The sequence below is a fragment of the Mucilaginibacter sp. SJ genome (assembly GCF_028993635.1).
GTDB lineage: Bacteria > Bacteroidota > Bacteroidia > Sphingobacteriales > Sphingobacteriaceae > Mucilaginibacter.
The window spans coordinates 5,080,717-5,097,266 of the sequence record NZ_CP118631.1 but is presented as its reverse complement, the minus strand read 5'-3'; the positions used below and the strand labels follow the sequence as shown (position 1 = coordinate 5,097,266).

Here is a 16,550-nt window from a genome sequence, read left to right as displayed (position 1 = left end):
ACAAAAGGTCACTCATCAACCTTAAACACAGAATCAGGATTAGCGCTACTATACACATATGCTATCGGATCATTAACGATCATCGCTTCAACCGGGTTATTATGAATATACTCTACCTTCTGATCAAATACTTTGGCAGTTATTAGTTCAGTAGGATGCATGGTCTTTTGCCAAAATTGATATTCGCTGTTTTGTTGAGTGCTGTTCGCGAAGTACCTGAACATGTAAAGCAGCCATTCTTTTCTGCTTTCCGTATAGCTATTAGTTATCAATGCTATAATACGCTTAGCTGTATAACTTTTGAGGTCTCTTATAATTTGCGGAAGTTTTGCTTCCTCAGATTCAACAATCAGATGAATATGGCTACTCATTATACAATAAGCATACACCTTTAAGCCCTTGTTTTTTCTGCAAAATTCCAGGTTATTTAAAAACTCTTCGCAATATTCAGACCGGGTGAAAATATCTATCCAGCCAACTATCGTGAGGGTTACGAAAAACGGGCGATCTGTATTGGCTTTTCTGAATTCTGACATGATTTAGGTTTGATTTTAGGCTTTGACTACGGCGGCCAGAGGCCGCTTGATAGTCGACACTCGGCTGGAGCCGAGCGTCAGCGTGTTTGTTTATTTATTTTATTTCTATTTTCCCGCTACCGGCTCCAGCCGAGTGGTAACTCTCCTCAGGCCTCCGGCCTGTGTTACCTTTTTTTTCTTGCTTCCTAATTCTTAAAGTCCTGATTCTGAAAATGCGGCTCCATCATCTTCAAAATAGCATCAACATATTCCCGGTCATTAGCCAGGCGTGGTACCTTATGCTGCCCACCTAACTTACCCTTCTCCCTCATCCAGTTAAAGAAAGTACCATCCGGCGCACGGCGCACTATCGGGCGACGCAGTGCGAGGTCTTTGAAACGTTTGGCATCATAGTCGGAGTTGATGCGGCGCAGGGTTTCATCCAGCAGGTCAACAAAGCGTTCAAATTCGGCAGGTTTTTGCTCAAACTCAATGATCCATTCGTGGGCGCCGCATTCATCACCGTTAAAATAAACAGGGGCTGCGGTGTATTCCCTGATAATGGCGCCTGTTTGCGAGCAGGCCTCGTCCAATGCACGTTCGGCATTGTCAATGATCACCTCCTCGCCAAAGGCATTGATAAAATGTTTGGTACGACCCGTAATCTGGATCCTGAACGGCGAAAGCGACGAAAACTTAATGGTATCCCCTATCATGTAACGCCACAGGCCTGCATTGGTTGATATAATGAGCGCGTAGTTTTTGTTCAGTTCCACCTCATCAAGGGTAAGCGTTTCAGGGTTTTCATCGTGAAGGTTTTCGATCGGTAAAAACTCGTAAAAAACACCGTAATCAAGCATCAGCAGCATATCGCCGGGCTCTTTGGTATCCTGTATGCCGAAAAAGCCTTCGGAAGCGTTATAATTTTCGAGGTAATACATATCCTCATGAGGGATCAGCTTTTTAAACTGCTCGCGGTAAGGTGTAAAATTCACCGCGCCATGGAAATACATTTCCAGGTTGGGCCAAATTTCAAGCAGGTTATTTTTGCCGGTGATCTCCAGGATGCGTTTAAACAACACCAGGTTCCAGGTGGGTACGCCGCTGATACTGGTAACGTTCACATCCTTGGTAGCATAGGCTATCTTCTCAATTTTTTCCTCAAAGTTTTCGAGCAGGGCGATGTCTAAATGCGGTGTACGGTGAAATTCGGCCCACATGGGCAGGTTTTTCATGATCACCGCCGAAAGGTCCCCAAACGAAGTATCCGGGCTTAACTGACTGATCTGGTGGCTGCCCCCGAGCGTCAGGATTTTCCCTGTAAACATACGCGCGTTAGGCTGATTATTAAAATAAATGGTAAGCAGGTCCTTACCGCCTTTAAAGTGGCATTCTTCCAATGCTTCCTCACTTACCGGGATAAATTTGCTCCTGTCGCTGGTAGTGCCCGATGATTTGGCAAACCAGCGGATCTCTGAAGGCCACAATACATTTTTTTCTCCTTTGAGCATCCGCTCAATGTAAGGCTTTAAGGTATCGTAATTTTGTATGGGCACCCGCTCTTTGAACTGGTTTAGATTTTCGATACTTTTGTACTGGTATTTTTTACCCCATTCCGTGTTTTCGGCAACCGATACCAGTTGCTCAAACCATTCTTCCTGCACTTCATTAGGGTACTTCATAAAAAGCTCTATCTGGTGGATACGCTTTTTCATGAACCAGGTAAATACGGAGTTAAAGAGGGTCATAGGGTTATTATTGAGGAAAAACCTTTCTTTTAAGCACAAAGTTTGCCCCAAGATACACTTTCCTCACCATTTCATTCTCAGCCAATACCTCAGGCACGCCTGATTCTAATATTTTACCTTCAAAAAGCAGGTAAGCGCGGTCGGTGATCGACAGCGTTTCCTGCACGTTGTGGTCGGTTATTAATATACCGATGTTGCGGGTACGCAGCTTGGCCACCATCGCCTGGATCTCCTCTACCGCAATCGGATCAACCCCGGCGAAGGGTTCATCAAGCAGGATAAAATTTGGCTCGGCAGCAAGCGCGCGGGCAATTTCCGTACGGCGGCGCTCTCCGCCCGATAGCAGGTCGCCCCGGTTTTTACGCACTTTGTGCAAGCTAAACTCATCGATCAGCTCTTCCAGCTTATCTTTTTGCTTTTCTTTAGACATATCGCCCATTTCAAGCACCGCCTTAATATTATCCTCAACCGAAAGCTTCCTGAATACCGAGGCTTCCTGTGCCAGGTAACCAATCCCTTTTTGGGCACGGCGGTACATGGGGTCCTGGGTTATGTTTTCGTCATCCAGGTGAATAGTACCTTCATTAGGTTTAATCAAACCTACTATCATATAAAATGAGGTGGTTTTCCCTGCGCCGTTAGGCCCAAGTAAACCAACAATTTCACCCTGTGCCACATCAAACGACACGTCGTTAACAACGGTACGCTGCTTATATTTCTTAACTAAATTATCTGCTCTTAGTATCATTTTTTTACCGGGATTACACCGATTGTTTATTTTGATTTCACCGATTATTTTAACCGTTGATTCTTTTGATTTCGCTGATAAAAACTTTCAACTATGAATTATGATCCATGAACTATTTGCCTGCCCAACTAATCTCCAATCACCAACCTCTAATCACTAAATCGTATCCCCTTCACATTCAACTGTATGGTTCTTCTTTCGCGCCAAACATTTTCTTCTATCGAATAGCACATTTCGAACGGAACACCCGGCCTTAATTGTTCCAGGTACTGGCCGTGGTTAAAGGCTATGCAATCAAATGCTGCCGATCCTTCCTGCATTACGCTCATTTTAATGTGCGAGCCGCCAACCAAACCGGCGTTACCACTAACATACACATTTTTACTTATGAAAACCGGCGCCATATTTTCGGGTCCGAAAGGAGCAAATTGACTCAGGATCCTGAAAAATTTTGGTTCTATCTGGCTTAAACGTAATTCGGCGTCAATTTGTATTTGCTGTATCAATTGTTCGGGTTTTATGGTAGAGCTTACCACCTCTTCAAACCTTTCAATAAAAGCTTCAAGGTTTTCGGGGGCCATGGTGAGGCCGGCCGCATACTTATGCCCTCCAAACTGGATCAGCAGGTCTTTACAGCCACAAAGCGCTTCGTACAGATCATAACCCAAAACAGAACGTGCCGACCCGGCCACATGGCTGTTTGAACGGGTAAGCACAATGGTTGGCCGGTAATATTTTTCGGTTAGTCGCGAAGCCACAATACCGATAACACCTTTGTGCCAGTCTTCATTAAACACCACGGTTGATTTACGGGCTATAAGCACCTCATCACTTTCTATCATGCCAAGCGCTTCGTCGGTAATGTTAAGATCGTGCCCTTTTCGCTCAGTATTGCGCACGTTGATCATGGCGCTTTTTTCTTTGGCAACGTCTTTATCGGTAGCTATCAGCAATTCAACCGCATGTTTGGCGTCGTCTATCCTGCCGGCTGCATTAATCCGCGGACCAAGCGAAAACACTACATCCGATATGGTGTACGTTCCGATACGACCAGCTATTTCCATCAGGGCTTTAACCCCAATACACGGATCTGTATTAATTTTTTGCAGGCCGAAGTGGGCCAGCACCCTGTTTTCGCCGGTGATGTGAACTATATCACATGAGATGCTGATCACCACCAGGTCGAGATAGCAGTTTACTTCTTCAACCGGGATATCATTCTTTTCGGCGTAAGCCTGGATCAGCTTAAAGCCAATGCCACAGCCGGATAATTCTTTATATGGATATTCACAATCTTCGCGTTTAGGGTCAAGCACTGCTACCGCGTTCGGGATGGATGCTCCGGGTAAATGGTGATCACAGATGATAAAATCAATGCCTTTTTCATTGGCGTAGTCAATTTTATCAACTGATTTAATGCCGCAGTCCAGCGCTATGATCAGGGTGATTCCGTGCTCAGCAGCATAGTCAATTCCCTGGGTAGAGATCCCATATCCTTCTTTATAACGGTCGGGGATATAATATTCAATATTGGTATACAACTTTCTGAAGAAACTGTAGGTTAGCGCGACAGCTGTGGTGCCATCCACATCGTAATCACCGTAGATCATGATCTTTTCGCCTGTTGCCATAGCCCGCTCAATACGGAGGATGGCCTTTTCCATATCCTTCATCAGGAATGGGTCATGCAGGTGCCGGTGATCAGGCCTGAAAAAATAGCGGGCATCTTCAAAGGTGGTAATGCCACGCTGCACAAGCATAGCGCTTAGTACGGTATCAATGTTGAGTTGGGCGGCTAATTTTATTACATCATCATGGTTTGTATTATCCTTTAGCGCCCAACGTTTATTCATATCTTTGCAGCTTGAAACAGTAAATATACTTATGCTCTGTTAAAGAGCCAAAGGTACATTCAAAATCTGATACTACGTTTACTATGGAATTTTTTGCTTTAGGTGAGGGCTCATATTCGGTTGATGCAACCAAGAAATTTATCCCGTTCAACCCCGAAACCGATAACCCCAAAGATCGCCCGGCTTCGTTGTTCATTCACGTTAACCCTTTCCTCATCAAAACAAAAACCGATCTGATTGTATTGGATACCGGCCTTGGCTTTAAAGATACCCGCGACGAACTGATGCTGCACCAGAATATCCGCAATGCCGGCTTCGATCCGGATGAGGTAACCCTGGTGATGATGTCGCACCTGCATTATGACCACTCTGGCGGTTTGGTAGTTGAACGGGAGGGTAAATTAGTACCCAGCTTTCCGCATGCCGAGCACGTGATCAATAAACAGGAATGGGAGTTTGGGATCAGCGGCAAAGGCTCATCATATCATGTTGAAATATTTGAAGCGTTACAGGCCAGCGCTAAGATATCTTTCGTTGAAGGCAGCGGTGAGTTTAAACCGGGCATCAGGTATGAACATTCGGGTGGTCATTGCCCGGCGCATCAGGTATTTTGGTTTGATATAGAAGGCGAAAAAGTATTTTTTGGCGGTGACGAGCTTCCTGAGCCTGAGCAGTTATTAAGAAAGTTTATAGCCAAATATGATATGGATGGCCGCAAGGCTATGATGCTGCGCGAAGAATATGGTAAAAAGGCTGCCGCCGAAGGTTGGAAATGCCTGTTTTACCATGCCAAGTCATTTACTATCGGAACCGTAGAAACAGAAGGCGACCATTTTAAGGTTAAACCGGTTTAATTTTCGGCAGCTACCTCAAAAAGCTCTTTTATTTTTTCAACATTGAGCGGCTTGGAGATAAAATCTTTCACCAACGGATATGAACGCGCTTTGTTAATATCGTTGCTGAAAACAGATGATGAAATAATATAGATCTTGCTTTTGCCCAGGGGATCAAGGTTGAGGCGCTTATACTCATCCAAAAATTCCCAGCCATTCATAATGGGCATATTAATATCAAGCAAAATATAATCGGGTAGTTTATTAGGATCTTTACGCTGAATATCAGAAAGTTGCTCAATCGCATATTTTCCGTTCAGGCAGGCCATAATTTCTGTATTAAGTAAAGCTTTCTTTATCAGTTTTATCGAGATAAAGTTATTTATTTCGTCGTCATCAACCAGTAATACACTTATGGCTTTATTGTTAATATTCATATCTAAAATTTAAGCGCGTTGTTTTATACGAGACCGCGATTCAAAAAGTTATATTCCTTATAGTTGTAAATTATAAAGAACAATCTATCACCCAAATACATTTAAACAGTTCCGCAACGCAATATTTCATTTGATCTGGCCAATTAAATAAAGTTCAAAAAAATACCGGACAGAAATTAGCCTTTGAATTTAAAAGGCGTAATCATGCTCAACCCGGCAAATGCGTACTTTATAATTCAGGTACCATTTATCGCGCTCCTGCTGCTGGGCAAACAGGTGCCGGGCATTAGCTTTCCAATTCTTAATAGCTTCTGCCGACTGCCAATAAGACACCGTTATTCCAACATTGTTACGCGCCGATTCAACACCCAGAAAACCTTCCTGCTGCCGCGCCAGGTCAACCATTTCATTAGCCATATCGCCATAGCCTTCCTCTACACCGGTACGTACCGATGTGAATATTACCGCATAATAAGGGGGCTGTGGTGTTTGAGCGATAAGCTCTTCGGATTTTAAATGTGCAGGTTCCAAATGTGCAAATTATTAAAGGTGAGATAATAGATGAAATAAGCAAATTATTGGTACGCATATTTCAGATATAAAAATAAATATGCGAATTACAGATTTCATGTGGTTGGCAAAAAAAATATGCAGGCAATTTATCATCACCTGCACATTTGCACATCTATAATCTGCACATTTAAAGCTATTCGATCACGCTTTCTTCAAACTCATACTCTTCCAGCGGAGGACATGAGCAGATCAGCGTTCTGTCGCCATAAGTGTCATTAACCCTGCCTACCGAAGGCCAGAATTTGTTGGCAGCAACGTAAGGCAGCGGGAATGCCGCTTTTTGACGGGTATAAGGATGCTCCCACTCGTTGCCGGTAATTACAGCTACGGTATGAGGTGCATTTTTTAACGGATTGTTTATTTTGTCGGCCAGGCCATCAACCACATCGGCAATTTCATGACGAATAGAGATCATGGCATCGCAAAAACGGTCGAGCTCATGCTTAGGCTCTGATTCAGTCGGCTCAACCATTACCGTACCCGCAACCGGGAACGAAACAGTTGGTGCATGGAAACCATAATCCATTAAACGTTTAGCAATATCCGTAACCTCGATACCTGCCGATTTAAATGAGCGGCAATCCAGGATCATTTCATGCGCGCAACGGCCATTAGCACCAGCATATAATACAGGGTAATGCTCCTGTAACCTGGCTTTAATGTAGTTGGCATTCAGGATAGCATAACGGGTAGCGTTAGTCAGGCCTTCGGCACCCATCATGGCAATGTAAGCATGTGATATGATGAGGATAGATGCAGAACCCCATGGCGCTGCAGATACAGCATGGATTGATTTACCTCTGTCGATATCAACCACAGCATGACCCGGCAAATAAGGAACCAAATGTTTTGCAACACCGATCGGGCCCATGCCGGGGCCACCGCCACCGTGAGGGATACAGAATGTTTTATGCAGGTTAAGGTGACAAACGTCGGCACCGATATTGGCCGGACTGGTTAAACCTACCTGCGCGTTCATGTTAGCGCCGTCCATGTAAACCTGGCCGCCGTTTTCATGAATGATCTCGCAAATTTCGATAATGCTTTCTTCAAACACACCATGCGTTGATGGGTAAGTAACCATCAGGCATGAAAGCTCATTTTTATATTGCTCAGCTTTGGCGCGCATGTCGGTAACATCAATATTACCGTTATCATCGCATTTAACCACCACTATCTTCATGCCGGCCATTGCTGCAGATGCAGGATTGGTACCGTGTGCCGATGAAGGGATCAGAGCAATATTACGGTGGCTATCGCCCCTATCATTGTGATAAGCGCGGATTACCATTAAACCGGCATATTCACCTTGCGCACCGGCGTTTGGCTGCAGGCTCATGGCCGCGAAACCGGTGATTTCGCTTAGCCAATTGTTGATCTCATCGAACAACTGCATGTAACCGCCAACCTGATCGGTTGGGGCAAATGGATGAATTTTACTGAACTCGGCCCAGGTAACAGGTACCATTTCGGTGGTAGCGTTCAGTTTCATGGTACAAGAGCCTAAAGCTATCATAGAGTGGCAAAGCGAAAGATCTTTCGCCTCCAGTGATTTGATATAACGCAGCATTTCATGTTCCGACCGGTGGGTATTGAACAGACTGTGCGTTAAATATGCAGAAGTACGCTGAAGTTCTGCAGGGATAACAGTTTCAAGACTTGCGTTGATACCGTCGAAATCAACATCGTTAAAAGTTTTACCTTTAACCTTGGCAAAGAATCTTACAATGGTTTTGATATATTCAACCGAAGTGGTTTCATCAATCGCTATGGTTACTATCGAACCTTCATAGTTAAGGTTCATTTCGTTATTTAATGCTTCTGAATGGATAGGGCCAACAAGGTTGCCCACATCAAACTTAACAGTATCAAAGTAAGCTTCGTTCAATTGCTCATAGCCAAGCTGCCCTAAGGTTTTGGCTAATAATACTGCTAAGCCGTGAATCCGCTCTGCTATAAGCTTAATCCCATCCGGACCATGGTACACGGCATACATACCAGCCATGATAGCCAATAATGCCTGTGCGGTGCAGATATTTGATGTAGCTTTATCGCGGCGGATGTGCTGCTCGCGGGTTTGCAGCGCCATGCGCAGGGCGTAATTACCTGCACTATCGATAGTAACACCGATGATACGGCCCGGAATAGAGCGTTTGTATTCATCTTTAGTTGCAAAGAAAGCAGCATGCGGGCCGCCAAAGCCCATTGGTACACCAAAACGTTGCGATGAACCAACTACGATGTCAGCGCCCCATTCGCCCGGAGGGGTTAATAATGCAAGGCTCATGATATCGGCAACAACGGTAAGTTTAATGCCTTTTTCGTGGCCCTTTGCAGCAAAGTCGGCGTAGTTATAAACCGCGCCATTGCCGGCAGGGTATTGTACAATAGCGCCAAACATATCGTCGGTTAACTCAACGGTACGATGGTCGCCTATTTTTAGCTCAATGCCATAAGGCTCTGAGCGGGTTTTTAAGATATCAATAGTTTGTGGGAACACTTCTTCGGAAACGAAGAAAACATTGGCGCTGTTATTTTTACGCAAGGTATATTGCATAAACATAGCCTCGGCAGCGGCAGTCCCTTCATCAAGCAATGAAGCATTGGCAATTTCCATACCGGTAAGGTCGATAACCATGGTTTGGAAATTTAGCAAAGCCTGCAGGCGGCCTTGTGCAATTTCGGCCTGGTACGGAGTGTATTGTGTATACCATCCGGGATTTTCAAGAATGTTGCGCTGAATAACGCCCGGCACAATCACATCATAGTAACCTTTGCCAATGAAAGACTTGAAAACTTTGTTTTTTGAAGCAGTCTGCTTTAGGGTGTTCAGATAATCGAACTCGCTTTTTGCCGCGGGCAGATTAAGCGGTTTGGTAAGCCTGATCTTTTGCGGTATGGTTTGCCCTATTAATTCATCAAGTGTACTTACACCGATGGTTTTTAACATTTTGGCCGTGTCGGCCGCGCTTGGAGCAATGTGCCTCGACTGAAACTGCTCCTGATAGGTTGTATTCAACTTCATGAATTAATCGTCCCTCTTAAATTTACCGCAAAGGTACGATTTTGCAACATGAGTAACAATTAGCTAATATGATATTGACAATGCATTTACAGGAAAAAAATGTAATTTGGCTCTTGAATACCTAAACATGACGGGCAGGCGAATTTTACTCTTTATCACTATTTTTCTTTTCATCAGCTTTAAAAGCTTTTCAGCTGTTTTCACGGTAACCAGCAATGCAGATTCGGGGCCGGGTACTTTGCGCGAAGCATTAACATTAGCCGCGGATAATGGCAATGCTACCAAAGATTATATTTATTTTAATTTACCGGATTTAAGCGAGGTTGGGAGAACGATATCGGTGTTTACACAATTACCGGATGTTTCATCAAATTTAGTAATTGACGGAACTACGCAGCCGGGAAGCAGCTTTGGAGTTACTCATACTAAAGTTAAAGTAAGAAGCTTCTATATACCTGGTAGTAACCAATATACTTTTGGTGGCAAGAATATCGATGAACTTGAAATATATGGTATAGGGTTAAACGGCAACGCCGACGCCTTTTCCTTTAATGATTACGGTACTATTACGATAGGCGCAGCATCAAAAGGAAACTATGTAGAAACCGCATATATCGGTTTCAATAAAGGGAAAACACTAACGTTTCAAGATAATATTTGCTGGAGTAGCCTTGATGGTCAGCAAGTGTATAATGGAGGCATGGATATTAACAGCTGCGATAAAATTACTATCGGAGGCAGCGCCAGCACTGGAAATATGATAGGTGGTTTTATGCAAATCGTTATAGACAATCCGGTTAATAACGATTTCAATATTAGTTATAACAAAATGGGGACTAACATTGAAGGCACGAATGCCCCGGCCGGTGTATTGCAAAATCCAAGAATCAGTATATACCCCAGCTCACTCTCAACCGGAACAGCAAAAAACACTCCTGTAAATGGCAGCATCAGCAATAACTTATTGGCCAATATTTATCAAACAGCTGTTTTATCGATAAACGCGCCAAGCGGTAATCTCACTATTCAGGGTAATGGTATCAACACCAACCAGGCTGGGACAATCAACTTAAATACAAATAACCAGGGTACTGCAACAAGTGGCATTGCTTTTTCTGGTGGTGCAAAGGTATTGATAGGCGGCACTAACACCGCACAAAGAAACGCTATCGCTTATTGCTCCGATGCCATTGTAAGTACCCCAACTAACGGTTTTATTGTTTCAAGGAACAGCATATTTTGCTATAATGATCATGCATTGTTTTACAGCAACAGATCCGGCAATCCTTTTATTAAAATACAAACCGTAAGTACAACAAACGTTAGTGGCATTGCCACGCCGGGGGCAATTATCGAACTCTTTATAGCCGACTGCGATTGCGGCCCTCCTGCTCCTAAAACTTATTTTGGTACCACCACTGCCGACAATGCCGGTAACTGGGTTTACAATGGTCCGGTTAACGGTAGCGTAATAGCTTCAGCAACGGCAAATACCTATACTTCAACCTTTTCAGACCCGTATGGCTTTTTAAATCTTGATGATTCCAATCCCGTTAAAATGTTGCCCGGCTGTAATATGAGCAACGGCTCTATTAAAAATATAAAAATCACAAACCTTAGTGGAACTAACGATACGTATTCCTACACGTGGACAAATGAAAACAGTATTGAGGTAGGACATGATCTTGATTTAACCGGTGTACCAAGCGGCACCTATACGCTCGAGGTTAAAGGAAGTGGATGCGGCTCAGCGTTTTCAAAACCAATTCAGCTTCAATCACTTACTATCAACCTTGACCTTTCTAATTTAAAAACAACCAATGCGGGCTGTAATGGATCTACTGGTTCAATTACCGGCATAACCGCATCAAATGCAACACGTTATCAGTGGATAAATAAAATCAACAACCAAATTGCAAGTAATTCAAGCGATCTAAGGGATGTTGGACCAGGTACTTATCAGCTGACTGCAAGCAATGATTTTGGATGTAGCGAAAAAAGCATAGAGTATACCATAAACACCACCCGACCTACCACCTACCCTGTTTATCCCTTCTCCATTACTAACAGTTGTTCCGGCCAAAACAGTGGCTCCATCACTCTTACAACTGATCCCCTGGTTAAAGCCATGCGCTGGCTTGATGGCAACGGCCAGCCTGCGGGCACAGATGCAAATCCGCACGGTCTTAAACCCGGCACTTATAAAGTTTACTTTACCGATGCCGGCGGCTGCGAAACACTTTATCCGCATGATTTTACCGTTAACGAAATTGATCCCCTGCAAATAGTAGCAAACTCAGAAACCCGTACCGACGATCAATGCGGATTAAATACGGGAAGTATAAAAAACATTCAGGTTAAAGGCGGTACACAGCCCTACACCTATTTATGGCTTAATGTAGCCGGTGAACATTTAGTTACATCGCAAGATCTTACAGGCGTCGGTGCCGGGGATTACACGCTGCAGGTTCAGGACGCCAGTGGTTGCGGCGTTATGGCAAGTCGCATTTATACCGTTTTAAACGAAAACAGCAGCATAGATGCGCCGGTAATCAATCCCTTGCAATTATGCGCTCCGGGCGAAGCTTTGCTATCCGTCAACTCTCCATCTGCCGGGAATACCTATCGCCTTTATGATTCGCAAACAAGCACTCAATACCAGGATGAACAAACCAATGGCATCTTCAAAATCGAAGCAAACCCCAATAGCACTTATTATATAAGCAAGGTTAGCGGCCAATGCGAAAGCGAACGAACCCAGGCGCAAATAACCATCAGCTTATCTGCTATTGATATCCCAAACGCGTTCACACCTAATGGCGACGGCAAAAATGACTACTGGAAAATAAACAATGCTCAAAATTATCCGCAGGCAATAGTCCAGATATTTACCAGGTACGGGCAAAAAGTATTTGAATCAAAAGGATATAGCGTACCGTTTGATGGGACTTATAATGGCACCAAACTTCCTTCGGGAGTGTACTATTATATTTTAAATCTCGGTAAAAGCTGCAATTTGCTCTCAGGCAGTTTGTCAATCATCAGGTAACTATACAGCATTTCACCATTTTGATGTTATTTATTGTATAACCACCACCTGATCAATATAATATTCACAGTGTACTTACGGCAAAAAAGTGTATTTTGCAGCTGATTACCTAAATCAATGTTTGTTAAGAAATTATCACTTTTAGTACTACTAATATCGATCTTGTTTTGCAATGTAGCCTCAGGCGCTACATTTATAGTAACCAGCAATGCCGATACTGGTCCCGGAACCCTGCGCGAGGCTTTAACCAACGCCGCGGCTAATGGCACTGCAACGCCTGATATCATCCAGTTTAAATTACCGGGAACGCTTGTATCTGACCGTACCATCAGGTTAAAAAGCCAACTGCCCGCGGTAACTTCAAATTTAGTAATTGATGGTACAAGTCAGCCCGGTATAGCCTTCGGCGTGTCTGATGCAAGGGTCATCATCGAACCTGAAACTTCGCCGGCCTACTTTAACTGCTTTTTCATTAACGGTGATATTAACAGCGGCGGGGCAACAGCAAAAACCATCGGGATTTACGGGTTATATATTCGCAATTTTGCCCGCATTACCAGCTTTGCCAATCCTGACCCTGGACAGGGTTCGGGCATTGTGATCCAGGGCGATGCTTCGGCCATTATAATAGGCGCGCCGGGTAAAGGCAACGTAATATGCGGCAACATCAATGGCATTGTTAACAACTCATATTACTATAGTAACGGGCTTGCCGATATTCTTATTCAAAGCAATATCATAGGTTTATTGGACGATGGTTATACCGCGGCAAGCAACATCAACGGTGTTAGCCTGGTACTGAGCAAAACAGCCACTATAGGCGGTACAGACGCTAACATGGGCAATATTATATCGGCCAATGTTACTAATATTAATATCATACGCGGTTATAATTTCAATGTTACCCCAAGCGTTGTTGACATCCAAAACAATAAAATAGGTACGGATTATACCGGGAAAAAAGGTTTTAAAAACATCCTGCTGTTTCAGCAAAGCGCCTTTATTAAAGCATACGGCATTAATGTAACCACCGATTATACCACTGTGAACATCAATGCCAATATTATATCGGGGCAGCGTTATTGCGGCATTTATATTGAACGGGCCACATTCAATATCACCGGCAACAAAATTGGTACTGATATTACCGGTACCGCCAACCTCGGGAATGGCGAGGGCATCAGGGCCGGCGAGAGCTCATCGGGTACCATTGGCGGCCCGCTTGCTACCGATAAAAATTATATTGGTTACAATCAGTACGGCATCGAAGCCCTTAACAGCGCTCATACATTAATAACCCGAAACAGCATTTTTTGCAACAGTGACTATGGCATAAGTGCCATCAGTAATTATTATACAGTCCCCTATGTGCAAGTGCTTAATTTCGGCAGCACAGCAGTATCTGGGATAGCTACACCAAACTCGGCTATCGAGCTTTTCTTTTCGGACGATTGCGGAACGATATGCCAGGGTAAAACCTATATTACTACCGTACAGTCTGACGGGAGCGGTAAATGGTCTTACTCGGGAACTATCAGTAAGGCTGTAATAGCCACGGCAACTGATGCTAATAAAAACACCTCGCCTTTTTCATCATTGGTGATCAGGGAAAGTGACATTGTGATAAAAAACTACACTTGTGCATACCAGGGTAGTATTACTATACAGCAAAACCGGAGCGGCCTGTTATACCACTGGGATAAAAAAGAGCAAAATGGCAGCCTTACATCCGTTGGTGATGGCCAGAGTATAAAAAACCTTTTACCCGGCACTTACCAGTTAACAGCGCAATACCCCGGTGGCTGCCAGAAAGTTACGCAGCTTTTTGAGGTAAAAGATTCGCGGATCAAAATACAGAATGTAATTGTACCGGTACCGGAATGCCGCCAGAAACAATTTCCGTTTGATGTGAACTTTACAGGAGGTACAGGTAATATCACTTTTGCGTGGAAAGATAAGAATGGCAATATCGCGGCAACAAGCAAGTCGGCCTCTTTACCTCAAGGTACGTACACGGTAACCATTTATGACGAGGCCAGCTGTGCTGTAACCTCAAGCCCGGCTGTAACCATTAAAGCCAAGCCAGGTCCTGATTATGACCTTTCAACCATGACGGTAAAGCCTGCACGGTGTGGTGTGGCCGACGGCAGCATAAAAAACATTACACCCATACCATCAGGCATAGGTACACTTACCTACAAATGGCTGGATGCCACGGGCAAAACCGTTAGTACTTCAAAAGATCTGGTAGGAGTTAAAGGAGGTAGCTATACCCTCGTACTGATGGATCAAAGTGAGTGCAGCCCGTATTCCACTCCACCGATATATATCTCGGAAACAAATTCGGTGATAATTTATGACGGATTTATTACACCCGCTAAATGTGGTGAAAATAATGGCTCAATAACCGGTGTTGGATATCAAAATGCCAATCAATTGCAATGGTACGATCCGCAAGGTAACCCAATACCAACCAACCCGGCAAACCTGGATATTTTTAACCTCGCCGATGGCACATACCGTTTAAATGCATTAAATACGATTACGCAATGCAGTAATGATAAATATTTTACGGTTGGCCGTTTAACTCCCGAGGTATTTACCATTAAAAGCCTTATTAACACGCCTACTACCTGCGGGCTCAACAATGGCAGTCTGCATATTGATTTTGAGGGGACTATAAAACCAAGCTCTTATCAATGGCTTGATGCAGCCGGTACAACAGTAAGTTACGGTACCGATGTTCCAAACACAGCCCCAGGTTCATATACGCTTCATGTAACCGATAAAAACGGATGTGCTTCTGTACTCGGCACCTGGGTAATACAGGCAACCCCTTTGCTACAATTTTCGGCAAATAATGCCCCGGTAGCCAAAACAGATGAGTGCGACCAGCTATTGGGCAGCATTACGGGCATCGATGTTTCCGGCGGTGTGCCTCCATATAAATTTATCTGGACCGACGCCACCGGCAATACCGTGGGGAACGATAAAGATTTAATAAATGTTGGCAAAGGCACCTATACATTGACAGTTACCGATAACACTACCTGCGCAATTCCGTTACCATTCAGCAAGGAGGTTGGCAACCAAAAATTTATCCCAGACGCACCTGTATTAAACGATCAAAGGATCTGCCTGCCCGGAAAAGTGGGCCTGTCTGTTTTAAACAAAACTACAGGCATGTATAATTTATATGCCGATGCTACGTCAACAACGCCACTTCAAACCAGCAATACCGGCAATTTTGAAGTATTAACAACCGAAACCAGTGATTATTATATATCATACAGCATAGGGTCATGCGAAAGCCCGCGCACCAAAACGCATATTGAAGTTGTATTGGTCGACGTAAAATTCTCCAATACCATAACCCCCAACGGCGATGGTATAAATGATTACTGGAAGATAGAAGGCCTTGAAAAATTCCCCGGCACTTTAGTTCAGATCTTTAACCGTTACGGAAAAAGGGTATTTGAGTCAAAAGAATACGCCACGCCATTTTCCGGGCAGTTTAATGGCTGGCTGCTGCCTTCGGGGGTGTATTATTACATCATTAACCTCAATACTCCTTGTAAGCTGCTATCTGGCAACCTTACCTTGATCAGATAAATTTTAACAACATCCTGACTAACCTGCCGCTTCTTTTGCGGCGGGTATATTATAAAGGATATTAAACAAAAATCGTAACTTACTGGCAGGCAATATCAACCAATACTAACAAACCAGTTTATTGCCCAAATCAATTTATAAACTAACATTCCAGATT

10 protein-coding genes are annotated in these 16,550 nt (G+C 43.9%); 3 read left to right on the top strand and 7 right to left on the bottom strand.

Translation table 11 applies throughout. The annotated features are described in order from the left end of the window. Positions 1-8 precede the first annotated feature (8 nt). The 4 genes from MusilaSJ_RS21225 to recJ all read right to left on the bottom strand — a co-directional run bounded on the left by MusilaSJ_RS21225 (position 9) and on the right by recJ (position 4,864). Complete coding sequence (locus MusilaSJ_RS21225) at positions 9-536, bottom strand: REP-associated tyrosine transposase (RefSeq protein WP_274986807.1); 528 nt, start codon at positions 534-536, stop codon at positions 9-11. A gap of 185 nt (positions 537-721) precedes the next feature. Next, positions 722-2,263, bottom strand: a complete 1,542-nt coding sequence (locus MusilaSJ_RS21220; protein ID WP_274986806.1) for a GH3 auxin-responsive promoter family protein — start codon at positions 2,261-2,263, stop codon at positions 722-724. Between the two features lie 7 nt (positions 2,264-2,270). Beyond that, positions 2,271-3,011 carry an LPS export ABC transporter ATP-binding protein gene (gene lptB / locus MusilaSJ_RS21215; RefSeq protein ID WP_274986805.1) on the bottom strand — a complete coding sequence of 247 codons (741 nt, stop codon included), beginning with the start codon at positions 3,009-3,011 and terminating at the stop codon, positions 2,271-2,273. Between the two features lie 149 nt (positions 3,012-3,160). After that, on the bottom strand, positions 3,161-4,864 hold the full coding sequence (recJ, locus tag MusilaSJ_RS21210; protein WP_274986804.1) for a single-stranded-DNA-specific exonuclease RecJ: 1,704 nt from the start codon (positions 4,862-4,864) through the stop codon (positions 3,161-3,163). An 83-nt stretch (positions 4,865-4,947) separates the two neighbouring features. Between recJ and MusilaSJ_RS21205 the strand changes: the two genes are divergently transcribed. Further along, a complete protein-coding gene (locus MusilaSJ_RS21205; RefSeq protein ID WP_274986803.1) occupies positions 4,948-5,718 on the top strand; it encodes an MBL fold metallo-hydrolase in 771 nt (256 codons plus the stop codon). On the opposite strand, the gene MusilaSJ_RS21200 is transcribed toward MusilaSJ_RS21205, so the two are convergent. From MusilaSJ_RS21200 to gcvP, 3 genes are all read right to left on the bottom strand, one after another. Then, positions 5,715-6,134, bottom strand: a complete 420-nt coding sequence (locus MusilaSJ_RS21200) for a response regulator (protein ID WP_091172136.1) — start codon at positions 6,132-6,134, stop codon at positions 5,715-5,717. The two genes, MusilaSJ_RS21205 and MusilaSJ_RS21200, sit on opposite strands and share 4 nt — an antisense overlap. A gap of 189 nt (positions 6,135-6,323) precedes the next feature. Continuing rightward, positions 6,324-6,665 carry an antibiotic biosynthesis monooxygenase family protein gene (locus tag MusilaSJ_RS21195; RefSeq protein WP_274986802.1) on the bottom strand — a complete coding sequence of 114 codons (342 nt, stop codon included), beginning with the start codon at positions 6,663-6,665 and terminating at the stop codon, positions 6,324-6,326. A 175-nt stretch (positions 6,666-6,840) separates the two neighbouring features. Continuing rightward, entirely contained in the window at positions 6,841-9,732 is a 2,892-nt protein-coding gene (gene gcvP, locus MusilaSJ_RS21190) for an aminomethyl-transferring glycine dehydrogenase (RefSeq protein WP_274986801.1), read from the bottom strand. A 106-nt stretch (positions 9,733-9,838) separates the two neighbouring features. Between gcvP and MusilaSJ_RS21185 the strand changes: the two genes are divergently transcribed. Together MusilaSJ_RS21185 and MusilaSJ_RS21180 are read left to right on the top strand one after the other, a co-directional pair. Further along, the gene (locus MusilaSJ_RS21185; RefSeq protein WP_274986800.1) at positions 9,839-12,781 is read left to right on the top strand and encodes a T9SS type B sorting domain-containing protein; all 2,943 of its coding nucleotides are present in this window, start codon (positions 9,839-9,841) and stop codon (positions 12,779-12,781) included. A gap of 117 nt (positions 12,782-12,898) precedes the next feature. Continuing rightward, a complete protein-coding gene (locus MusilaSJ_RS21180) occupies positions 12,899-16,393 on the top strand; it encodes a T9SS type B sorting domain-containing protein (RefSeq protein ID WP_274986799.1) in 3,495 nt (1,164 codons plus the stop codon). The last annotated feature ends 157 nt before the right edge of the window (positions 16,394-16,550 follow it).